Annotated in this window: 22 protein-coding genes; 16 read left to right on the forward strand and 6 right to left on the reverse strand. The window is 51.7% G+C overall.

The genetic code is table 11. From position 1 onward, the window contains the following. Position 1: 1 nt before the first annotated feature. The 3 genes from BLQ17_RS04520 to BLQ17_RS04530 all read right to left on the reverse strand — a co-directional run bounded on the left by BLQ17_RS04520 (position 2) and on the right by BLQ17_RS04530 (position 1,395). The gene (locus BLQ17_RS04520; RefSeq protein ID WP_092220233.1) at positions 2-466 is read right to left on the reverse strand and encodes an Lrp/AsnC family transcriptional regulator; all 465 of its coding nucleotides are present in this window, start codon (positions 464-466) and stop codon (positions 2-4) included. 216 nt (positions 467-682) lie between these two features. Continuing rightward, entirely contained in the window at positions 683-994 is a 312-nt protein-coding gene (locus BLQ17_RS04525) for a hypothetical protein (RefSeq protein ID WP_092220235.1), read from the reverse strand. After that, positions 991-1,395, reverse strand: a complete 405-nt coding sequence (locus BLQ17_RS04530; protein ID WP_092220237.1) for a HEAT repeat domain-containing protein — start codon at positions 1,393-1,395, stop codon at positions 991-993. The genes BLQ17_RS04525 and BLQ17_RS04530 overlap by 4 nt, the downstream gene beginning before the upstream one ends. Positions 1,396-1,539: 144 nt before the next feature. Between BLQ17_RS04530 and BLQ17_RS04535 the strand changes: the two genes are divergently transcribed. Together BLQ17_RS04535 and BLQ17_RS04540 are read left to right on the forward strand one after the other, a co-directional pair. Continuing rightward, the gene (locus BLQ17_RS04535; protein ID WP_218121717.1) at positions 1,540-2,568 is read left to right on the forward strand and encodes a methyltransferase; all 1,029 of its coding nucleotides are present in this window, start codon (positions 1,540-1,542) and stop codon (positions 2,566-2,568) included. A 38-nt stretch (positions 2,569-2,606) separates the two neighbouring features. Further along, positions 2,607-3,077, forward strand: a complete 471-nt coding sequence (locus tag BLQ17_RS04540) for an HAD family hydrolase (protein WP_092220239.1) — start codon at positions 2,607-2,609, stop codon at positions 3,075-3,077. Between the two features lie 14 nt (positions 3,078-3,091). Here BLQ17_RS04540 and BLQ17_RS04545 read toward each other — a convergent pair whose 3' ends face one another. After that, positions 3,092-4,924, reverse strand: coding sequence for an ABC transporter ATP-binding protein (locus tag BLQ17_RS04545; protein ID WP_092220241.1), 1,833 nt, complete (start codon positions 4,922-4,924; stop codon positions 3,092-3,094). Then, positions 4,921-6,732: an ABC transporter ATP-binding protein gene (locus tag BLQ17_RS04550; protein WP_245694992.1), complete on the reverse strand. Its 1,812-nt coding sequence runs from the start codon at positions 6,730-6,732 to the stop codon at positions 4,921-4,923. The genes BLQ17_RS04545 and BLQ17_RS04550 overlap by 4 nt, the downstream gene beginning before the upstream one ends. Before the next feature lie 449 nt (positions 6,733-7,181). On the opposite strand from BLQ17_RS04550, the gene BLQ17_RS04555 reads away from it, so the two are divergent. The 13 genes from BLQ17_RS04555 to BLQ17_RS04620 all read left to right on the forward strand — a co-directional run bounded on the left by BLQ17_RS04555 (position 7,182) and on the right by BLQ17_RS04620 (position 17,926). Beyond that, the gene (locus BLQ17_RS04555) at positions 7,182-7,580 is read left to right on the forward strand and encodes an H-NS histone family protein (protein WP_092220244.1); all 399 of its coding nucleotides are present in this window, start codon (positions 7,182-7,184) and stop codon (positions 7,578-7,580) included. 450 nt (positions 7,581-8,030) lie between these two features. Beyond that, positions 8,031-8,714 (forward strand): ABC transporter ATP-binding protein, encoded by a 684-nt coding sequence (locus BLQ17_RS04565; protein ID WP_092220248.1) that lies wholly within the window; start codon positions 8,031-8,033, stop codon positions 8,712-8,714. Beyond that, the gene (locus BLQ17_RS04570; protein WP_092220250.1) at positions 8,714-11,230 is read left to right on the forward strand and encodes an ABC transporter permease; all 2,517 of its coding nucleotides are present in this window, start codon (positions 8,714-8,716) and stop codon (positions 11,228-11,230) included. The genes BLQ17_RS04565 and BLQ17_RS04570 overlap by 1 nt, the downstream gene beginning before the upstream one ends. 24 nt (positions 11,231-11,254) lie before the next feature. Continuing rightward, positions 11,255-11,947 (forward strand): arylesterase, encoded by a 693-nt coding sequence (locus BLQ17_RS04575; protein ID WP_092220252.1) that lies wholly within the window; start codon positions 11,255-11,257, stop codon positions 11,945-11,947. Continuing rightward, the gene (locus BLQ17_RS04580; RefSeq protein WP_092220254.1) at positions 11,937-13,322 is read left to right on the forward strand and encodes a sigma-54 interaction domain-containing protein; all 1,386 of its coding nucleotides are present in this window, start codon (positions 11,937-11,939) and stop codon (positions 13,320-13,322) included. Before BLQ17_RS04575 ends, BLQ17_RS04580 begins: the two co-directional genes overlap by 11 nt. 228 nt (positions 13,323-13,550) lie before the next feature. Next, positions 13,551-13,931 (forward strand): NifB/NifX family molybdenum-iron cluster-binding protein, encoded by a 381-nt coding sequence (locus tag BLQ17_RS04585; RefSeq protein WP_092220256.1) that lies wholly within the window; start codon positions 13,551-13,553, stop codon positions 13,929-13,931. Positions 13,932-14,042: 111 nt separating this feature from the next. Beyond that, entirely contained in the window at positions 14,043-14,366 is a 324-nt protein-coding gene (locus BLQ17_RS04590; protein ID WP_092220258.1) for a hypothetical protein, read from the forward strand. An 82-nt stretch (positions 14,367-14,448) separates the two neighbouring features. Next, positions 14,449-14,829 (forward strand): response regulator, encoded by a 381-nt coding sequence (locus BLQ17_RS04595; RefSeq protein ID WP_143005435.1) that lies wholly within the window; start codon positions 14,449-14,451, stop codon positions 14,827-14,829. A gap of 18 nt (positions 14,830-14,847) precedes the next feature. Continuing rightward, the gene (locus BLQ17_RS04600; RefSeq protein WP_092220262.1) at positions 14,848-15,705 is read left to right on the forward strand and encodes a P-loop NTPase; all 858 of its coding nucleotides are present in this window, start codon (positions 14,848-14,850) and stop codon (positions 15,703-15,705) included. A gap of 1 nt (position 15,706) precedes the next feature. Further along, complete coding sequence (locus BLQ17_RS04605; protein ID WP_092220264.1) at positions 15,707-16,612, forward strand: ATP-binding protein; 906 nt, start codon at positions 15,707-15,709, stop codon at positions 16,610-16,612. 22 nt (positions 16,613-16,634) lie between these two features. Further along, complete coding sequence (locus tag BLQ17_RS04610) at positions 16,635-17,018, forward strand: NifB/NifX family molybdenum-iron cluster-binding protein (RefSeq protein ID WP_092220266.1); 384 nt, start codon at positions 16,635-16,637, stop codon at positions 17,016-17,018. 27 nt (positions 17,019-17,045) lie between these two features. Continuing rightward, positions 17,046-17,405: a NifB/NifX family molybdenum-iron cluster-binding protein gene (locus BLQ17_RS04615; protein ID WP_092220268.1), complete on the forward strand. Its 360-nt coding sequence runs from the start codon at positions 17,046-17,048 to the stop codon at positions 17,403-17,405. Positions 17,406-17,452: 47 nt separating this feature from the next. Next, complete coding sequence (locus tag BLQ17_RS04620; RefSeq protein WP_092220270.1) at positions 17,453-17,926, forward strand: iron-sulfur cluster assembly scaffold protein; 474 nt, start codon at positions 17,453-17,455, stop codon at positions 17,924-17,926. Between the two features lie 78 nt (positions 17,927-18,004). Here BLQ17_RS04620 and BLQ17_RS04625 read toward each other — a convergent pair whose 3' ends face one another. Next, positions 18,005-18,355: a DsrE family protein gene (locus BLQ17_RS04625; protein ID WP_092220273.1), complete on the reverse strand. Its 351-nt coding sequence runs from the start codon at positions 18,353-18,355 to the stop codon at positions 18,005-18,007. Between the two features lie 523 nt (positions 18,356-18,878). Here BLQ17_RS04625 and BLQ17_RS04630 point away from each other — a divergent pair. After that, positions 18,879-20,294: a pyridoxal phosphate-dependent decarboxylase family protein gene (locus BLQ17_RS04630; RefSeq protein WP_092220275.1), complete on the forward strand. Its 1,416-nt coding sequence runs from the start codon at positions 18,879-18,881 to the stop codon at positions 20,292-20,294. Positions 20,295-20,363 lie beyond the last annotated feature (69 nt).

The raw sequence follows: 20,363 nt of genomic DNA on the forward strand, positions 1-20,363 counted from the left end.
ATCAGTCATCAAGCAGTTTGAGTGAGGTGCTGTTTTTAAGGGTATCAAGGATAAACGACGTCTTCACATTCTGGATACCGGGAATGCCGGAAAGCTTGTTATTGACAAAATCGGTATAGCCGGCCATATCCTTTACCGCCACTTTCAGCAGAAAGTCGACGTCCCCGGTCAGCTGGTGGCACTCGAGCACCTCTTCCATCTGCGTCAGCCTCTCCTTCACCTTCTGCAAAGAAGATATCTGGTGATGGCTCAGGCAAACCATGACAATGGTCTGGACGTTGTATCCGGCTTTTTCCCGGTTAAGGAGTGCGATGTACCTCTCTATCACCCCCGATGCCTCAAGACGCCGGACTCTCTCCAGGACCGCCGGCGGCGACAGCCCGATCTGCTGGGCCAGGCGAGAGTTGGTAATTCGCCCGTCGCGTTGGAGGATCGAAAGAATTTTTTTATCAGTATCGTCAAGCATGGTTGCGTTGTTATCAGGTTGAACCGAGATGCGCAGCCGGATTTCCGGACGCAGGTCAACCGGTCAATAATAGCTAATTTCTGGTAAAAATAAAAGAGGATTACTCCTAAATTCCTTTCACCAGACTTTTTCCCGTATCCGGTGTAGGCCGCGGTGCTGCAGAGCACCCGGACGATAGCTGGATTTGTGATCAGAAAGATTACACCAACTCCAGGTTTATTCAGGTTTTTCGTTGTTATCCTCCCTGCAGGATTCGGGACCGGTCTCGCCATTTTCCCCGCCACTTCCGGCGCCAGGCGGGGGAGCGTCGTCGTAGAGCTGCTTGGCTCCGAGGAGCAGAAATAAAATAGCAACAATAGGAGCAAGTTCGGGAAAAATTGTGACAAGACCGTCGAGATCCGGGTGGCCCCGATGAAGTTTTTGCACACCATACTTAAGGCCGGCATAGCTGATTGCGGCGGCGACAACACTGAGCCACCATGGCCATTTCAGCCGTCCCCTGCCTTTTTCGCTTCTGTTGCTGCTCATATCATATCCGCAAGGGTGAGTTTTGCCATCTCTCTTACGTGGACATCTTCGTCGTCCAGTGCCCGCTCGATAATATACCGGGCATCGCATGTGTTGATCACCCCTAACAGGGATACGGCCTCTCCCCGGTAAAGGGGTTGACCGTGGCGGACAACTTCAGCCAGCGAGGCGATGGCCAGGTGCAGGTTTTCCGGGTCAACCAGCTGCAGTTCTTCAAAGAGAACCATCACCCCAAGGCGGACGCTGAGCCGTTCGTCATGAAGGATTTCGCCGGTCCAGGCATAGTAGCGGGGTTCGCGGAGAAACATCGCCACGATGTTCTCAACGTGCCCCATGTCGAGAAAGTCGGCAATGACTCTTTTTAACTCTTTATCACTTACTTCGGCTCTGTCAGGTTTCATTTTATTGGCAATTGTTTGTTCTGGTAAACAGAATGGGGTTCGCTTTATACTGACACCACATCAAAGTGCTGCTATTTTCGTTTAAAGGCAAGAAAAATAAGGATAATGTACCGGTAAAATCGATGCCGGCAGGTGCGTTTTTTCATGTTCTGGCAACAAATGCGGGGGAGGATCGTCATGGAAACAGGGTGGAGTGTTGGTAAATTGCTCGATATATCAAGCGGCTACTGGAAAGGGTGTGTGGTGCAGGCCGCCGTGAGGCTGGACCTGTTCTCCTGCCTTGGCGATACCGACAGCACCGCCGATGAAGTTGCCTGCAACGCGGGGACGGACCCCCGGGCCACCTCTTTGCTTCTGGACGCACTCGCCGCCCTCAAGCTGATCGACAAAGTCGGGGGAAGGTATTGCAACAGTGAATTTTCAAAAACGTTTCTGGTGAGAGAGAGCCCCTCGTACCAGGGGCATATTATAAAACATCACCACCATATAATGGACGGCTGGGTACAGCTTGACAAGGCTGTGACGACCGGCAAAAAGGTTGCGCGCAGAAGCTATGGAGAGCAGGCGGAGCGGGAGAGTTTCCTGCTGGGCATGTTCAACCTCGCCTCTAACCTGGCACCGAAGATTGCCGAAAAATTTCCGCTGAAAGACAGAAAACATCTCCTTGACCTGGGGGGCGGTCCAGGGACTTATGCAATTCAGTTCTGCCTGAAAAATCCTGGCCTGAAAGCGGTCATTTTCGACCGGCCGACCACGGAACCTTTTGCCCGGAAAACCGTTGACCGGTATCAGCTGGGGGAACGAATCCGGTTTGTCGGCGGGGATTTTACCGTCGATCCCCTGGGGGACGACTCTTACGATGCGGTATGGATGTCTCATATCCTTCACTCCAACACTCTTGAGCAATGTGAAAAATTTATTATAAAGGCAGCGCAGCTGCTCGACCCAGGCGGTTTGCTGATGGTCCATGATTTTTTTCTCAACGCAGAAAAAGACGGACCTGAATTCCCGGCACTCTTTGCCTTGAACATGCTGGTCGGTACCGACGGGGGGCGCTCCTATTCCAGTGCCGAGGTCACATCGCTTTTGCACCGTTGCGGATTCAGCCAGGTCAAACAACACAGGATCGATGTGCCAAACGAGTCATCGGTTATCACGGCCATAAAGAAATAACTATACCGCGTTGATTATGCGGTTTTTGGGGAAAAATCATGATACAGATTACTGTTCCTGGGGTAGGCGTCATCCGCCTGGCCCATCTTGTGCTCGACTACAACGGCACCATGGCCGAGGATGGACTACTGCTCGACGGTGTGGAGGAAAAACTTGCCATCCTGGCCGAACGTCTTCAGGTGCACGTGGTAACGGCGGATACCCATGGCACCGTTGCCGCCGCTTTGGCCAACAATGACGTGACTCTTCATATCATCGGCGAAAAAGACCAGGAACGCCAGAAACAGCATTATGTTCAGGAGCTCGGTCAGCAGACGGTTATGGCCGTGGGCAATGGCAGCAACGACAGGCTGATGCTTGAAACAGCAGAACTTGGGGTCGCCCTTGTTCAGAGGGAAGGGGCCTGCTGTTCGTCAGTTTTCTCGGCAGATATTGTGTGCACCGATATCCTGGACGTTTTTGACCTGGTCATTAAACCGGACAGGCTCCGGGCTACCCTGAGAAAATAGTCGTCGCTCTGCCGTCAGCGGGTCGCCGGGTACGGCCTGCTGTCGCCGGTGTCGATGGCCTGCTGGTGGTCCATGGCGATCAGCGATGCGTAGTATCCATCTCTTGCCAGCAGTTCGTCGTGACTTCCCTGTTCCACTATTTTCCCCCGGGACATGACAACGATATGGTCGGCTCTTCTGATGGTCGACAGCCGGTGGGCGATCACCAGGGATGTCCTGTTCCTGAAACTGTCACCGATTGCCTGTTCTAGAATGTTTTCCGATTCGGTGTCGATGGCGGCCGTGGCTTCATCGAGAACGAGTATGGCCGGGTCCCGGCACAGGACCCGGGCAAAAGCGAGGAGCTGCTTTTCACCGGTCGACAGCTCCACTCCTCCTTCTCCTATCTGGGTGTCGAGCCCTGCGGGGAGCTTGTTGACAAACCGGTCCATTCCCGTCTGCATCAGTATCCGCTCGACCTTGTCGCGGCCGACGTCTGTTTCCATCACAATATTGGCCAGAAGCGTATCCTGGAGGATCAGCACATCCTGGAGGATGACGCCGACGATTGAGCGGAGATTTTGCAGGGCAATGTTACGGATGTCTATTCCGTCGATCTCTATTTTCCCCTGTTGCGGCTCGTAAAATCTCAGCAGCAGGTTGACCAGGGTGGTTTTACCCGACCCCGTTGTGCCGACAAGGGCAACCGTCTGTCCCGGACAGAGGGTAAGCGATACGTCGTCTAAAACGATATCGTCGTGATTGTAACTGAACCGTATGTTGGTGAAGGTGAGGCCCGCGCTTGTCTTTTTTGGGAGAATAACCGGGGAGGGTGGCTCAACGATCGTGCTTTTTATCTCGAGCAGCTGGAAGATCCGTTCGGCTGAAGCCATCGCCGACTGGACCACGGAGTATTTCTGGGAAAGTTCCCGTAGCGGCTGAAAGAAAAGCCTCATATAGGAGATGAACGCCACCAGCTCTCCAAGGGTAAGGCGGTCCCTGAGAATCTCATTTCCTCCGTACCACAGAATAAACGCTATAGCCGTCGAACTCATGAGTTCGGATAACGGCATAAAGATGCCGAACAGTTTTATCTGGGCAAGGGTTCTGTTGAGATATTCCCGACTGAGGTCGAAAAAATTCGTCTCAGCTCTTTGCTGTTGGCCGAACAGCTGCAAAATTGCCATTCCAGACAGCATTTCGGCAAGGAAACTGTTAATCTTTGCCAGCTGACTGCGTATGGCCCGAAATTTTTCCCGGGCCAGCCGCGCAAACAGCACGGTAATGATCAGTGCCAGGGGGATGAAGATGGACATGAGCAGGGCCAGGCTGCTGTTCATCCAGAACAGCAGGACCAGAATACCGACGATGCGCAGAAGATCGTTGAACAGGGTAATTATAACCGAGGTGAACATTTCGTTCATGTTCTGGATGTCGTTGGTGAGGCGGGTGACCAGTCTGCCGGTCGCGTTGGTGTTGAAGAATGCGAGATCGAGATGGAGCAGGTGGCTAAACAGCCGCTGGCGGACATTGTGCATAACCGACTGACCGATCCATTCCAGTAGTTGCACCTGGAAAAAGTGGGAAAAAAAGACACCGATAATGAGTATACCGTAGAGGATGGAGATTTTGGTCAGGCCGGAAAAGCGCACCTGGGAAGCAACGTCCGGGGCAACGATGCAGGTGTCGATTGCGACCTGAACAAGATAGGGCAGGGTCAGGGTTCCGGCGGTGATAACCAGCGATATGAGTATTGCCAGGGCCAGGGTGAATTTGTAGGCGGCCGTGAATCGCAGCACTTTCTGCCAGAGATGCCAGTCACCTATCGAACTCTGGTCTCCTTCCTCGCTGTATCCGTAATTCCTCATGCGTCATCACCCCCGCGAAGCTCTTCCCCCTTCATCTGCTTGACATACATGGACTGGTACAGGGTGTTGGTATCGAGGAGTTTTTCATGGTCTCCTTCTGTTTCTATTTTTCCCTCGGCAAGAATTATAATCCTGTCAGTCATTGACAGCAGTTTGATGCGGTTGGATACGATGATCACGGTCTTGCCGGAAAAATGACGTTTGAGGTTTTGGAAAATCTTGTGTTCCGTGGCAACGTCGACCGCCGACAGACCATCATCGAGTATCAGGACCGGCCGGTCGCACAGCAGTGCCCTGGCAAGTGCCAGCCTCTGCTTCTGCCCTCCTGACAGTTTAACCCCGCGCTCTCCGATAACGGTTTCGTAGCCATGGGGCAGTTGCATGATATCTTTGTGTACCGCCGCGCTCTCGGCCGCTCTTTCTATCTCCTTTCTGGACGCTTCCGGACGGCCAAAGGCCAGGTTGCCGGCTATGGTGTCGGAGAAAAGTATCGGTTCCTGGCTCACGTAGGCGATATGTGACCGCATGAATTCCAGGGGCAGCCCGTTGACATCGCTGCCGCCAAAAAAGAGGGTGTTGTTCTCCACCGGATAGAGGCGGGTGAGAATCTTACAAAGAGTCGATTTGCCCGATCCGGTCCGTCCGGTGACCCCGTGGATTCCCGGAGAAAGCGTGAGAGTTACTCCGGAAAGAGCCGGAGCGGTGGCCAGAGAGTAGGAAAAATGCAGATTCTTCATGGCAAAACCGGGCCGGGAAAAAGGCTCGATTCCCTCGGGGAGTTCCGGATCGGGAAGGGTCGGCCTGCTGGTGATCAGGTTGTTGATCCGGCTCAGAGAAGTGAGGCCCCGCTGCACCAGGTTGGCTACCCACCCTATGGCCATCATCGGCCAGATAAGCATGTAAAGGTATGAGATAAAAGCGACAAACTCCCCGATGCTGATGACCTCTTGCACCACCAGCCGGCCCCCGAAATAGAGTACGGCAAGCATCCCGATACTGCCGACCAGAGTCGCCAGCGGAGATATTAATCCCTGTATTCGCGCCACCCTGAGGTTGCTTTTGACATATTTACGGCCCAGGGTGCCAAACACCGACGTCTGGAAATTCTCCATGGTGTACGCTTTAATCAAGCCAATGGAAATCAGGGTAGAGCGGGAAAATTCGGTGAGTTCGGAAAATTGTTGCTGCACGGTTGCAAAACGCCCATGCAGCTTGCCGGAGAGAATCCTGGTGGCCAGCGCCAGCGCCGGCATGGGCAGCAGAGCGAAAAAGGTCAGCAGCGGATTTATGGCGATCATGAATCCTATTGCCGTAATCGACATGACCAGGGCGTCGACTGCAGCAACCATTCCCATTCCGCACGCCATCTGTACCGCAGCCAAGTCATTGCTCTGGTGGGCCATCAGTTCACCAGTGGTGCGCTGTTCGAAAAAAGGCGCATCCATTCCGGTGATATGGGAGAAGATACGGTTTCTCACGGCCCTTTCAAGCATCCTGGAAAAACCGATAATGAGATAGCGCCACAAGAACCGCAAACCCACGACACAGGCAGCAATGAAAAGGATGAACACGCCCAGGCGCAGCAGACCGGCCGAGGAAACAGTCCCGGTTGCAAGGCCGTCGACTCCGTGCTTGATGATCCGGGGTATGGTCAGTTGGAAGAAATCGACCACGATGAGCGCAGTGAAGCCGATCACCAGGCGCCGGCGGTGTTTCCTGAAGGTCGGAAAGAGCAGTGCCTTTATCTCGCTGAACGTTATCCGGTGGGGTTGAGTAAACGGTATTTTAATAGAAGGTCTGTTCTTCAAAGTATCTTCCCTGCATTTTAAGTCTTTATAGACAAGATAGTAATTTGCGGTGCTGAGAATGTCACTGGAAAAAACAGTGGTGATTAGCCGGACACGGAGATAGGGCCGTACTTCTTAAGGGAGATATTTTGTTGTCCGCCCCTCGCTATATTCCATGATTGTGGTCGGGGAAGATCTTTAAAGTGACTATCAAGCCTAGGTGTCTGGATTATTTTTTTCGTTTTTTATACCTGGATAAAATCAATTTTCAACTGCCAACAAGTTGTAAAATAAAGTGTCATTTATTTTTTTGCACCATTTTGATCAGAGTTTTTAGGCGTAGAAAGGGACAAGTCAATTTTTGGTAAATTTTTTAAACAAAAAAAATATAGACATCCGGAATTTTTTGACTAATATAAAAGTAATGACTGTTATTTTATTAACACTTAAAAGAAAGGGAGCAAATTATAATGAGTGAATTTATAAGAATAATCACCCATGCTCGTCGGTTTAAAAGTGCCGTGAAAGATTTAGGTATTGAGCAGCTTGAAGAGATTAAAAATAAGCTTGATAAAATAATGGAGGACCGTCTTGAAGAGGAGGCGGAAGAAGAAAAGAAAAACGCCGAAAGAATTGCCAAAATCAATAAATATAAAGAAATGCTGGAGGCTGACGGGATCGGTCTGAGCGAGCTGCAGGAGGCGGAAGCGGGCAATATCAGAAAGCGTACCCCGCGAAAGCCCAAGTATGAGATCTGGAATGAATCCGGGGAGAGAATAACATGGACCGGTCAAGGGCGTATGCCTAACATATTTAAAGCTCGCCTGGAGGAAGGCGAATCTATGGATACCTTCCTTATAGAAGATTAGTTCTCTGTCTATTCAAATAAAGGACCGGAACTGATCCAACTCCTGAAGAGTAAATGTCGATACCACAATCGTGCTGTTGGTTCCGGTGCGTTTGATTTAAATCGGTACTGGTCGATGTTACACTCAAGTGTCGGTTTAATGAACCGCCGGCAGCTGTTAATGCCGGCGGTACTGTTTTTACTTTCCATTATTGACAACACCTCATACTTTTTATCCTTTGCGACCTTGCCCGCAATTCATTATTTTTCGCCTGAAAAGCAATATATTTCATCTGCAGTATATTTTTTCTCGGTTTTGCTGCGGACATGGGACAAGATCGTATAATGGATTGGGCCCTGGAAAACAGGTGTCGATCTTTTCCAGGGAGTGGTTACTATAGAGGAGTGTCCTTACCTGAATTGTTGGAAAGTTCAGGTCCAGCTATCCGTCACCTGCAATAAATGAGAAGCCATGGACGATTATATCCTTCGGGTAGAAAATCTTTCCAAAGAGTTTGTCCAGGCAGACCGGAAAGTTCAGGTGCTGAAAAACCTGAACCTCAGCGTCTTGTCAGGAGAGTTTGTCGTTATCGCCGGAAAAAGCGGTAGTGGGAAATCGACACTTTTGTCTATCCTTTCAGGCCTGGAACAGCCAACCGGGGGCTCTGTCGTTTTTCAGGGACAAAATATCGGCATCCTGTCCGAGGATCAGCTCGCCCCCATCCGCAACCGGAAAATCGGATTCGTCTTTCAGGCTTTTCATCTTATACCGTCTTTAAACGCCCTGGAAAATATCATGTTCCCGGCAGAGTTGAAAAAAGATGGCAACGCCCGTGATAAAGCGATGAAACTGCTTGAGCGGGTGGGACTCTCTCAACGGGCTGTCAATTTTCCCTTCCAGCTGTCGGGGGGGGAGCAGCAGCGGGTGGCGATCTGCCGGGCGCTGATAAATAATCCGGCAATAATCTACGCCGATGAACCGACCGGAAATCTCGACTCGGATAACTCTGCTGCTGTGATCAAACTGCTTGATGAGCTGCACCGTGACAGGAAGACTACCCTGGTGGTGGCGACCCACAGCCACTCCCTAGCGGATAAAGCCGGCAGGGTTATCCGGCTGCACGACGGCCGGATTGTCGACGGGGGGGGGCGGTGATGCATTTGCGGTATATCTATCGCGAAATTATCAACAGCCGCGGTCAGGCGGCAGTATATATCCTTTGTGTAGCTCTCTCCCTGGTAACCATTGTTGCGATTGACAGTTTCAGGCGTGATATCGACACTTCGCTACTCAGTGATGCAAAAAATCTGCTCGGCGGTGATATCAGGGTCCGGTCCCACCGTTCTTTTTCTCCGGAGCTGACAAAACAGCTGGCGCAGCTGGCAAAAGAGCCGGGGATCGAGGCAACCAGGAGCTGGGAACTTAACACCGTGGTTCGCCGGGCCGACGGCGGAGCCTCCGTTCTTGCCAGCCTGATGGCGGTAGAGCCCAACTACCCTCTCTACGGCGAGGTGAAGCTTATCTCAAGAAAACCGATGGGCTCCCGGTTGAAACCCGGCAGCGCGGTTGTCCAGGAGAGTCTTCTCAAGCGGCTGGGGGGACAGGTTGGGGATCGGGTTCTCGTGGGCAATGGTGACTTTGGTGTCGTCGATCTGGTGGAGAGGGAATCGGCGAGACCGCTTTCGTTTTTTAATTTCGCCCCCCGTATCTTCGTTTCCGCCACGGAACTTGAACGGTTGGGACTGGTCGGCCTGGGAAGCCGCGTTCACCATCAGATGTTGCTGAAACTGTCCGGCGGTCGGCTGCAGGATAAGGGCAGGTTCGAACAGCTGGTCACAAGTCTTGAAAAAGCTGCGAAGCAGGGTGGGGAACAAGTGGACACCTACCTGACTGCGCAGTCCAGGATGAAACGGTTTCTCGATAACCTGCTGTTTTTTCTCTCGCTTATATCCGTCTTTACCCTGCTGCTTGCCGGTATAGGTGTGGAAAGAGGGCTTAATGCACTTTTCAGCCGCAAGAAAAACACCTTTGCCATGATCCGCTCCATGGGGGCGTCCACCGGATTTGTTGTCGGTCACTATCTCGTGTTCACGCTGTTTTTAACAGTTGCCGGCTGCCTGCTCGGAATTGTTCTGGCCCTGTCGGTCAAACAGGTTCTGCCGGTCATGTTTTCCGGATTGCTGCCGGATAATCTGAGTATGCGGATGGCACTGTCGGATATTGTCGAGGGCGTCTGGTTGGGACTTCTGGTGGCGGCACTGTTTACCTACGGGCCGCTGCGCGCTGTTGTTGACGTTCGCCCAGCTACTCTTTTCAGGCATGAGCGCAGAGTCCCTATAAACAAATACAAGACGTTTCTGGTGCTGCTGTGCGGGGCGGCTGTGGTTCTGGGATCGCTTGTGCGGCAGCTGGATGATTTCAAGACCGGGCTCTATTTCCTGACTGGAGCGGCATGCCTTATCATCGTAATGTCGCTTCTGGTGACCATCGTGATGAAGCTGCTGCCGGCGGGGCACCGGCTGCCGCTGTCCTACCGCCAGGCAGTCAGAAGCCTGAACCGGCCCGGCGGTTCCACCAGAACGATCATGGTAGCTTTCGGCGCGTCGCTGGCGGTGCTGTTGACCATCGAACTGGTCGAGCGAAATATGCACGACACCTATATCAGCTCGTATCCTCCCGGTTCGCCAAATCTTTTCTGTCTCGATATCCAGAAAAACCAGCGCAGCCAATTTCGTGAGCTTATCGGTGCAAGGGTGGAACTTTTTCCCGTTGTCCGCGCCCGTCTGCTGGCGATAAACGGTGTTGAGGTGGATTTGTCTGAGGAGCGCAAGAGAAAAGGAGACAGGTTGTCGCGCGAATTCAACCTGACCTACAGAGAAAAACTACTGCAAGACGAGATCCTTGTTTCAGGAAAAACGTTGTTTTATAAAGCGACAGCGCCGGATTCTTCGCCCCTTGCCCAGGTCTCTGTACTCGATAGGGTGGCGACAATGGGGAATATGAAAACCGGAGACGTCCTGACCTTTAATGTCCAGGGCGTTCGGCTCAAGGCAAAGATCAGTTCCATACGGAGCCGCAACGCATCGATGCTTTATCCTTTTTTCTATTTTGTCTTTGAGAAAAAACAGCTTGAGGAGGCACCCCAGACATTTTTTGCGGCGCTTTCCCTGCCGGTTGACACCATCGGACAGGTTGAGAACCGCATCGTCAACGCTCTGCCCAATGTTATCACCGTGAATGTCAGCGAGACCGCGTCTGAACTTGGCAATATTATAGAAAAAATGGTCCGGATTATCGATTTCTTCGCTATTTTCTCGATCGGGGCCGGCAGCCTTATCCTGGTCAGTTCCTATCTGGCGACCAGGATGGCAAGGGTACGGGAAGCGGTTTATTATAAGGTCTTGGGCGGCGATTCTCTGTTTGTCAGCAAGGTCTTTATCCTTGAAAACCTGATCCTGGCCCTTGGCAGCGGCTGCTGTGGAATCCTGGTGGCTCAGGCGGCGAGTTTTTCGATCTGTTATTTCATGCTCGATATCAGTTACAGCAGCTGCTGGGAACGGTCGGCAGTCGCGCTGCTCTTTCTTGTGCTCCTGGTATTGGGTGTGGGAACCGCAACATTAAGGTCGGTGATACGGGAAAAGCCGGCGCGTTTTCTGCGCAATTCATTCTGATGAGATTTTTTCTGCGGGTATGTTATGGTGAGAATTTTTAATGTGATTATGCTTATAATGGTCGGCATGGTACAGGTGGGTGGTGCACAACAGCAGGGCGGGTTTGTTAAAGTGCTGCTGGCGGAAAAGTCGGAGGCGTCCGGAGCCATAACGCGAATTGTGGCATTAGGCGACAGTTTGACTGCGGGGTACGGGGTGGCCGAGGCCGATAGCTATCCCTATCTGCTGGAGCAAAGACTGCACCGGGCCGGCTTTGACTGCCGGGTCATCAACGCCGGGGTCAGCGGTGAAACCAGTAGCGGCACCCTGGCTCGGATCAAGTGGGTTATCATGTCGCTTGCCCCCGACATTGTCATCCTGGAGACCGGGGCCAACGACGGGTTCAGGGGGATAAAAACAGAGCTTGTCGAAGGGAATATCCGCCAGATAATTGAGATCCTGCACCGCAACGATGTTGTTGTCCTGCTTGCTGGAATGAAAATGGTGACCAATCTGGGGAGCAGCTATGTTTCAGAGTTCGACGCCATCTATCCCAGGATTGCCAACGATTTCGGCCTGGTTTTTATGCCATTTTTCCTTCAGGGGGTGGCCATGAACCCCGAGTTGAACATTGCTGACGGAATCCATCCAAACAACATGGGATATACGAAAATAACCGAAAATATTTATCCCTACGTGGTTGAGGCAATAGCGAAGAGCAAATCGAATGAGCGATAAAAAGATGTTGCCGGATGAGGTTAATGAAATCATCCTTGAGTCCATTTCAGATGGTGTTTTTACCGTCGACCATAATTGGCGGATCACCAGTTTCAACAGGGCGGCTGAAGAAATTACGGGAACTCCGCGGAAAAAAGCCATAGGGCGCTTCTGCTGGGAAGTTTTCCGGTCAAATATGTGTGAAGGCGACTGTGCCCTGAAGCGGACGATGAAGGAAGGAAAGTCTTTTGTCTCCAGTTCAACCTATATTATAAACAGCAAGCAGCAAAAAGTTCCCATCGGCGTGTCCACGTCCGTGTTAAAAGATCAGAGCGGCGAAATCCTGGGGGGTGTCGAAACGTTTAGGGATCGTACCCTGGTGGAAGAACTGCGCCGGGAATTGAGCGGCAGTTTTGAGATTTCCCGGATGGTGAGCCGCAGCCCGATCATGAAAAAACTTTTTGCAATTCTTCCCCAGGTTGCCGAAAGTGACAGTACCGTGCTGTTGGAAGGGGAAACCGGAACCGGCAAGGAATTTATGTCGCTGGCCCTGCATCGTCTGTCAAAGAGAAAAAAAGGCCCGTTTATGGCCATAAACTGCGGGGCGTTGCCGGACACCCTCCTGGAATCGGAACTGTTCGGCTACAAGGCGGGTGCTTTTACCGGAGCGGATAAAGACAAGCAGGGGCTTTTTTCTGCGGCGACATCCGGCACCATTTTGCTTGATGAGATCGGCGATACCAGCAGCGCCTTTCAGGTACGGCTTTTGAGGTTGCTGGAGGAAAAAGAGTACCAGCCGCTGGGCAGTGTTGAAAAATTCAACACCGATGCCAGGATCATAGCCGCCACTAACAGTGACCTGGAACGGATGGTGGAGCAGGGAACGTTTCGCAAAGATCTCTTTTACCGGATAAATGTCATACGGTTTATACTTCCGCCCCTCCGGGAAAGAAAAGAGGATATTCCATTGTTGACCGAACGTTTTATCGCCAAAATGAATCAGTTGCATGACCGCTCTGTGGAAGGAGTCACCCCCGCTGCGATGTCGCTGCTGCTCAACCATGATTATCCGGGTAATATCCGGGAGCTTGAAAATATAATTGAACACGGCTTTGTACTCTGCCGCGGACCGGAAATAGATGTGGCCCATCTTCCAGCGTCACTGGGGTCGAAGCCGACTGTGTCTTTCCCAACGCCCGCTCTTGTAGCCACCACCATGGAGGCCTCCTTGGTCGAAGGGGAAAAAGAGGCCATCTTTGCTGCCTTAAAGAGGAATAATTTTAACCGGCTGGCGGCTGCAAGAGAGCTGGGCATACACAAATCGACGCTTTTTAGGAAAATAAAAAAATACAAGATAAGCCTGCCCGCAACCGATGGACGCAGCCGTCGTCTCTGATCTGTCTCTATTCGTTTTTTGGCCTGATATAGGGGCGCACGAATGCGCCTGTTACTGTCTTTTAGTGTCGCAATGGCGCTACTGTATGCGACACTGTCTTGTTTGGAAATCAATTGTCTTTGTCTCTAATTCGTTGAAAATAATTATAAATTTATAAGCTCACTTGTCTGCGTCCCATTGGCACACCCTTTGCTTCCACTAGAATGAAAGTGCAACGGGAGGCTGGCAATGAATGTCGCAATTACGGTGTGGGGAAGCAGGATCTCTCCGGTGTTTGATGCTTCAAGGTGTCTTCTGGTTATTGAATTGTCTGAAGGGGTGGTGCGCGAAGAAAGCCTGCAGATTGTCCAGGGTTCTCCCGTCGACTGGTTCCTGGAGATGTCGAGTCAGGTTAACGTTGACGTGTTGGTGTGCGGGGCAATCTGCAGACGGTGGCTCAAGCGCATTGAAACGCTCGGGATTGAGGTGGTCTCTTTTGTTGCCGGAGAGGTGGAGCCTTTGCTGATCCAGTTGGCCTTAGGCGGGGAGTTGGACGGATTTATCATGCCGGGATGCGAAACAGGAAGATGTTGCGGCAAATTAAGGGGGGACCGCGGCAGTGAGAGTTGAACGGAACAAGATCTTGCTTTTGTACCGGTAAGCAGAAAAACAGGTTGGCTGTTTTGAGATACGAATGATCATGGTTTTACCGGTAATACTAAATTCTAAGGAGGAATTATAATGGCTATTTTTAACAGAAATAATCCTCAAAAAGGGTCGGGCAGGATGCGAGGAATGTGCCGGAGAACCGGGGAATTACCGATAAAAGGGGTTGGTTCAGGCCGGATGAAGGGTGGTCAAAAATCGAGACAAAACCGAGACGAAGATTATGGTGAAAACCGCAATCAACAAAAAAGGATGGTCCGGGAGCGGGCGCGTATTTTCCAAAGAGAAGATAAAGATGGTCCCGAAGATCTGGAAGAGCTGAAGAGGCTGTATCAAGATACACAAGCAAGGCTTGAAGCCCTTGGTGAGCGAATAGCTTATCTGGAAGGCGGGAAATGACAGGCTGGTCGTGGCAGTAGTCTTATTGAGTACGGCCGGCCAGGTTAATTTCAGCTTAAACGGCAGAGTTGTGGGAGATGAGATGAAAAATGTTGTGCTGGCAGCCGGGGAACCGGAGCTGTTTGGTGATTTTAGAGAAGAATTGGAGCGTCATAGAGATGTTCGCGTGCTGTTTTGCGCAGCAGCTAAGGAATTTTTTGACCTGATAAAAAATAAAGAGGTGGCGGTCGTGGCAGTGGCTCAACAGCTCGGTGACACAGACGGCTTGAGTTTTGTCAAATCCCTTGTTGCCCGGTATCCGCAGGTCGCCTGTGTTATGGTAAGCGGTTATTCTGCCGAAAAATTCCATGACCAGACAGAAGGACTGGGGGTCCTGATGCAGTTGCCGCTTGCGCCGGGCGCGCAGGATGCCGCAAAACTTCTGGAGTTGCTTGAATCGATAGAAGTTCTGATGACAATGTGAAAATGGAGGAGATGGTAAATGATAATAAGCGTTGCAAGTGGCAAAGGAGGCACGGGCAAGACTACTGTTGCCACCAGTCTTGCCCTTGCCCTTGCTCCTGACGTTGACGTGACGTTTCTCGATTGTGACGTAGAGGAGCCGAATGCCCATCTGTTTTTAAATCCGGCCCTGACCGGTGAGCAGCCTGTAACTACGTTTGTTCCTGAAATTAATGAGGAACGCTGTTCGCTGTGCCGAAAGTGTGCCGATATCTGCCGTTTCAGTGCACTTGCGGCTGCTGGAAAGAAGCTGCTTGTTTTTCCCGAACTGTGTCACGGTTGCGAGGGGTGTCTGGAAGTGTGCCCGGAAAATGCAATCTCTGCTGGATCACGATCCCTTGGGGTTATAGAGAGCGGCAGGATCGGAAAAATGCACTTTCACAGTGGCCGTCTGAGGATTGGCGAGGCAATGGCTCCGCCGCTGATAAGGCAGGTCCGGAAATGGGAAAATCAGTCGGAAATCACTATAATCGATGCCCCTCCGGGTACCTCCTGTCCGGTTATCAGTGCCATGAAAAACAGTGATTTTGTGTTGATGGTAACCGAACCCACTCCTTTTGGTCTCCATGATCTGCGATTGGCTGTCGAGGCGGTCGGGATGCTTGGCATTGATGCCGGGCTGGTGGTCAACAGGGCGGACATAGGCGATGACCGGGTGAGGCGGTACGCCGAGGACAAAAAAATTCCAATACTCCTGCAGATTCCTTTTGACCGGGAAATTGCTCAGTCCTATTCGCAGGGGCGGACGATCGTGGAGCGGTATCCGGACTGGGCGGACAAGTTCAAGGGTCTTTATCGCGATATTATGCGGATTGTTATGCACAAGGAGCACGGCTGATATGAGAGAACTGGTTATTTTGAGCGGCAAGGGTGGAACCGGTAAAACCAGTATTACTGGTGCGTTCGCTTCTCTTGCCCCGGAATGTATGTTCTGTGACGCCGATGTCGACGCCGCAGATCTTCATCTGCTGCTTAACCCCCGGGTGGAGCAGAGTTCACCGTTTATGGGTGGCAGCCTGGCCATAATTCGGCCAGAGATGTGCTGTGAATGCGGCCGATGCCGGGAATTGTGCAGATTTGATGCAATAAGTGAAAGCTATGAGATTGACCGGTTTGCATGTGAAGGCTGCGGGGTCTGTGTCGATTTGTGTCCGGAACAGGCCATAGAGTTTCCAGTTCAGCAGTGCGGAGAGTGGTTTGTTTCCGATACCAGGTTCGGGCCGATGGTTCACGCCAGGTTGGGGATTGCCGAGGAAAATTCGGGTAAATTGGTGAGTCTTGTCCGCAGGCAAGCGCGGCAGCTGGCAATAGAGAAAGGATGTAACTTGATCCTGACCGACGGCCCGCCGGGTATTGGCTGCTCCGTTATTGCCTCTCTCGGCGGAGCCACTGCGGTGGTGATCATTGTCGAGCCAACGGTGTCCGGGCTTCATGACATGGAGCGGGTTGCGGATCTGGCCGCGCATTTCAAGGTGCCCGGGATGGTGTGTATCAACAAGTATGACCTCAATGAAGCGATGACCGTAAAAATAGAGCGGTACGCAAGGTCGAGAAACATGCAGATATTGGGGCGGGTTCCCTTTGATTCCCTTTTTGTTGCGGCCATGATTGAAGGCAAGAACATTTTTGAGCATTCACCGGAATCAGAAGCTGCCGGAGCCCTTAGGTCGGTGTGGTGCAATATCATGGACTCCCAGGTAATGAACAGTCTCGGGATAAGGGATTTGAAACAAGTAATTCAATAATAACACAGAAAAGGAGAAAAATATGACAACGGTACGTATAGCGATTCCTTCAGAAGGAGCCGGAGGACTTGAAGGATTCCGGGCAGGACATTTTGGCCATTGCGATGTCTTTACTCTGGTCGACGTGGAAGACGGAAAGATAGTTGATGTTTCGATACTGCCGAACAAGGAACACGTCCAGGGCGGCTGCATGGTGCCGGTAAAGTTGCTTGCCGACAACAATGTCAGAAGTCTTGTTGTCGGGGGAATAGGGATGCGTCCACTGATGGGATTCAGGCAGGTGGGAATAGACGTCTATTATGACGGACAGCGAAGGGATATCAAACCGGTGGTGGAAGATATGATAGCGGGACTTCTGCCGGTCATAGCCGACGACCAGGTGTGCGGCGGTTCACACCAGGGATAGTGTTAACCAGATCAAGGGGGAATAATCATGAAAGTTGCAGTTACATCGACAGGAACCGAGCTCTCTTCACCGATAGATCCTCGGTTCGGCAGGGCAGCGCATATCCTGGTGGTGGACACCGAGACGATGTCCTGTGAACTCCTTGACAACAGTGCCAATATCCGTGCGTTTAAAGGCGCTGGAATACAGGCCGCCACCATGATTGCCGATGCCGGGGTCCAGGTGCTGCTGACCGGGTATTGCGGCCCCAACGCGTTCAGAACCCTTGAGGCGGCAGGTATAAAGGTCGTCAGCGATATTCAGGGAACGGTTGAACAGGCGGTTCAAGAGTTTCTGCAGGGCAAGGTGCAGTACAGCCAGGGGGCTAATGTCGAGGGACACTGGTAAGGTCTTATCAGGGTAACAGTTGGTGATTGTTTCAAGGAGAAGGCGGAATGAAGGAAAATGAGCTTGACGCCCTGGTCTCAAGGATCCAGGGAGAGGTTTTTCAGGAGGCTCGCAACGTTTTGGGAAAAAAAGGGTTCGACCGCTGGCGAAATCCAAGATTCTGCGGTCCGATGGCACAAGCCGATGGGTATGCAAGACTCAAGGGTGAGTGCGGTGATACTATGGAGATGTACCTCAAAATAGCAGGGGAACGGGTGGTTGACGTCAGTTATGTAACAGACGGCTGCAGCTCCAGTTCCATTGCCGGCTCCTTTGCTGCCGAACTGGCAACCGGGAAGGATTTTGGGGAAATATTGGATATGAAGGGAAGTGACGTTCTGGCGTATATCGGTCATTTCCCTGAACAAGAGGAGCATTGCGCTCATCTCGCGGTGAGAACCCTCCAGGAAGCTTTAAATGGATACCTTGTCGCTCAGGCCAGAGCGGTTCGGGAGCAAAAGGGGGAACTGAAAAAAGTGTAGACAGCAGCTGGTACAGATGTCCGGCCCTTGAATCCGGGAGTATTGTTCAATACTCCCGGATTTTTTTGTTTAATGTAGCTAAAAATTGAATATTTTCGACTCTGCGGCCATGTCGATGAGATGAGGGCCGCCGTCGAGCACCATGTTGGAGTTGAAATCCGCCTCATCCAGGTTCCTGTTTTTTGCGCAAGGGGTGCACACCCCTGTGGGGACTTCATTTTCGATGAGATAGGGAAGATAGTCAGCGACACAATCGCCCGTGGTGGTCTTGTGGGAACCGTCCTTGCCTTTTATCGCCCAATCCACGCCGCTGTCGATGAGAAAAATGTTGACACTGTGGCCCTTGGAATGGGCAATCTTGGCAAATTGAAAACAGCGGGTTGCTTTTTCAAAATCGTTGGATCGCAGTACAAAAAGAAAATTTGCCATATTTGCCTCACTGTCGGTTGAGTGATCTGGAATGAAAGGTATTTTTTACTGTTTCACGACAACAATCATTCTACTGCAAAAGTGGGAGATGATAAAGGCTTTTAACAGAAAAATAGTTAAAATACAACTACTTGTACCACATTGCAGGACTCCGGCGCTACTCTGCCTACCATCCCGTTGCCGTTTCGATATTACCTTTTCACTCGATCGCTTTGGGCAACATCAAAGTTCTAATATCTCAAACTGATTTGTTGTGGTATTATTGACCCCTGTTTTTTGCTCGGTTTTCCTGACTTTTCAGCAACGCCTGCGGTGCACAGAAGACACCTGGCAGGGTGGATCAAATTTCAGGCAGTATATGACTCTTGGGCTATACTGTTTTCTGTCTGGGCCGAACATGTTGGGCATATTAATTTTTCGGAATGAACCGTTCTGGCCCGGCCTGGAGGGGGGCAGCAGGTTTTCGGCTGCCGGACGCCGGAACGATAATTGTTAATTTTTGCGGGAAAAAAGTGAAGGATCAATGAACGAAGAAAGTGTCTTTGAAAATCTTTTACAGATGATTGAGCGGTATCGGCAGGGGTATCGGAAGGGTAAATTTGTCGAATACCATGAGCCTGCCGAACTCAAGGAAATTTTGCAGCTTGACGGACCAGGTCGGGAGGGGGATTGGGACGAGATTTTCAACTGGGTCGGCAAATACCTCGATTATTCGGTGAAAACCAGCCACCCCGGCTTTGTCAACCGGATGTGGACCGGTGCCAACCTGCCTTCTGTTGTCGGGGAGATAGTTGCCGCCGTGACCAATACCTCCGCCTGCACTTATGAATCGGCACCGGTATCGACCCTGCTTGAAAAGTATATGTTTAACCAGATGGCGGAGGTTGTAGGATTTGAACGGGCCGAAGGACAGATGACCACCGGCTCGTCAAATGCCAATATGATCGCCATGATGGTGGCTCGCAACCATGCGCTGCGGGATGTGAAAAGAGAAGGGTTGTTCGGACAGCGGAAGATCTTCGGGTTTGTCGGTTCCGACGCGCACTACTCGATGGACAAGGCGGCTAATATCCTGGGGTTGGGAACAGACCAGCTGATAAAGGTTCCGCTTAATGACCGCGGTGAGATGGAGTTGCGAGAGCTGGAACAATTGCTTGAAAAGGTGCATTCTTCCGGAGACCGGGCGTTTTTTGTGGCGGCAACCGCCGGAACGACCGTTCGGGGGGCATACGATTCGATCGAGCCTGTTCTACAGCTTCGCTCCAAGTATGGATTCTGGCTTCACGTTGACGGTGCCTGGGGCGGTGCGGCGGTGTTGAGTCCCTTGCTGAAGAAAAAATTTCTGGCCGGACTTGAGCAGGCTGATTCTTTTACCTGCGATTTTCACAAAATGCTCGGGGCCGCCCTGATGTGTAATATCCTGCTGATCAATAACAAGAACAATGCGTTTGGCACCGCCCTGAGCGCCGGAGACGGCAGTTACCTCTTCCGGGACGAGGATGAGAATATGGTTGAGGATCTCGGAGTCACCTCCCTGCAGTGCGGAAGACGGGTGGACAGCCTGAAATGGTTTCTCGACTGGAAGTTCTTTGGTCGCAGGGGGCTGGGGGATCGGGTGGAAAAATATCTTGAGCTGTGCAGGTATGCTGAATCCGTGGTCCACGATGACCCCCGGCTTGAGCTTGTGGTGCCCCGGACCTCTTTTAATATTTGCTTTCGCTACAGGGTGGCCGCGTCCAGGAACAATGACTTCAACTATGAACTGAGAAGCAGACTCTACAAACAGGGGAAGAGCCTCGTCGGCATTGCCTATATTGACGGAAAACTGGTGCTGCGTCTTCTGATCACCAATCCGCTGGCGGTCAAAGAAGATGTTGACGCTTTCTTTAGCGAGCTGCTCAGAACAGGTGATGAGCTGCAGCGGCAGATCGGTGGATAACCTATGGCCGCCGCCCTTTGTACTAGCGCCGGGGCCGCAATTTTCCCGCCCGGGATAACTATGATGGTT

It is taken from the genome of Desulforhopalus singaporensis (genome assembly GCF_900104445.1).
Taxonomy (GTDB): domain Bacteria; phylum Desulfobacterota; class Desulfobulbia; order Desulfobulbales; family Desulfocapsaceae; genus Desulforhopalus_A; species Desulforhopalus_A singaporensis.

Bases quoted from the DNA above. Each gene is read 5' to 3' on its own strand.
- BLQ17_RS04630 (WP_092220275.1), top strand. From the start codon at position 18,879: ATGAACGAAGAAAGTGTCTTTGAAAATCTTTTACAGATGATTGAGCGG.
- BLQ17_RS04530 (WP_092220237.1), bottom strand. From the start codon at position 1,395: ATGAAACCTGACAGAGCCGAAGTAAGTGATAAAGAGTTAAAAAGAGTC.
- BLQ17_RS04520 (WP_092220233.1), bottom strand. From the start codon at position 466: ATGCTTGACGATACTGATAAAAAAATTCTTTCGATCCTCCAACGCGAC.
- BLQ17_RS04575 (WP_092220252.1), top strand. From the start codon at position 11,255: ATGGTGAGAATTTTTAATGTGATTATGCTTATAATGGTCGGCATGGTA.
- BLQ17_RS04605 (WP_092220264.1), top strand. From the start codon at position 15,707: ATGAGAGAACTGGTTATTTTGAGCGGCAAGGGTGGAACCGGTAAAACC.
- BLQ17_RS04615 (WP_092220268.1), top strand. From the start codon at position 17,046: ATGAAAGTTGCAGTTACATCGACAGGAACCGAGCTCTCTTCACCGATA.
- BLQ17_RS04535 (WP_218121717.1), top strand. From the start codon at position 1,540: ATGTTCTGGCAACAAATGCGGGGGAGGATCGTCATGGAAACAGGGTGG.
- BLQ17_RS04600 (WP_092220262.1), top strand. From the start codon at position 14,848: ATGATAATAAGCGTTGCAAGTGGCAAAGGAGGCACGGGCAAGACTACT.
- BLQ17_RS04620 (WP_092220270.1), top strand. From the start codon at position 17,453: ATGAAGGAAAATGAGCTTGACGCCCTGGTCTCAAGGATCCAGGGAGAG.
- BLQ17_RS04570 (WP_092220250.1), top strand. From the start codon at position 8,714: ATGCATTTGCGGTATATCTATCGCGAAATTATCAACAGCCGCGGTCAG.
- BLQ17_RS04590 (WP_092220258.1), top strand. From the start codon at position 14,043: ATGGCTATTTTTAACAGAAATAATCCTCAAAAAGGGTCGGGCAGGATG.
- BLQ17_RS04545 (WP_092220241.1), bottom strand. From the start codon at position 4,924: ATGAGGAATTACGGATACAGCGAGGAAGGAGACCAGAGTTCGATAGGT.
- BLQ17_RS04580 (WP_092220254.1), top strand. From the start codon at position 11,937: ATGAGCGATAAAAAGATGTTGCCGGATGAGGTTAATGAAATCATCCTT.
- BLQ17_RS04595 (WP_143005435.1), top strand. From the start codon at position 14,449: ATGAAAAATGTTGTGCTGGCAGCCGGGGAACCGGAGCTGTTTGGTGAT.
- BLQ17_RS04555 (WP_092220244.1), top strand. From the start codon at position 7,182: ATGAGTGAATTTATAAGAATAATCACCCATGCTCGTCGGTTTAAAAGT.
- BLQ17_RS04525 (WP_092220235.1), bottom strand. From the start codon at position 994: ATGAGCAGCAACAGAAGCGAAAAAGGCAGGGGACGGCTGAAATGGCCA.
- BLQ17_RS04540 (WP_092220239.1), top strand. From the start codon at position 2,607: ATGATACAGATTACTGTTCCTGGGGTAGGCGTCATCCGCCTGGCCCAT.
- BLQ17_RS04610 (WP_092220266.1), top strand. From the start codon at position 16,635: ATGACAACGGTACGTATAGCGATTCCTTCAGAAGGAGCCGGAGGACTT.
- BLQ17_RS04585 (WP_092220256.1), top strand. From the start codon at position 13,551: ATGAATGTCGCAATTACGGTGTGGGGAAGCAGGATCTCTCCGGTGTTT.
- BLQ17_RS04565 (WP_092220248.1), top strand. From the start codon at position 8,031: ATGGACGATTATATCCTTCGGGTAGAAAATCTTTCCAAAGAGTTTGTC.
- BLQ17_RS04625 (WP_092220273.1), bottom strand. From the start codon at position 18,355: ATGGCAAATTTTCTTTTTGTACTGCGATCCAACGATTTTGAAAAAGCA.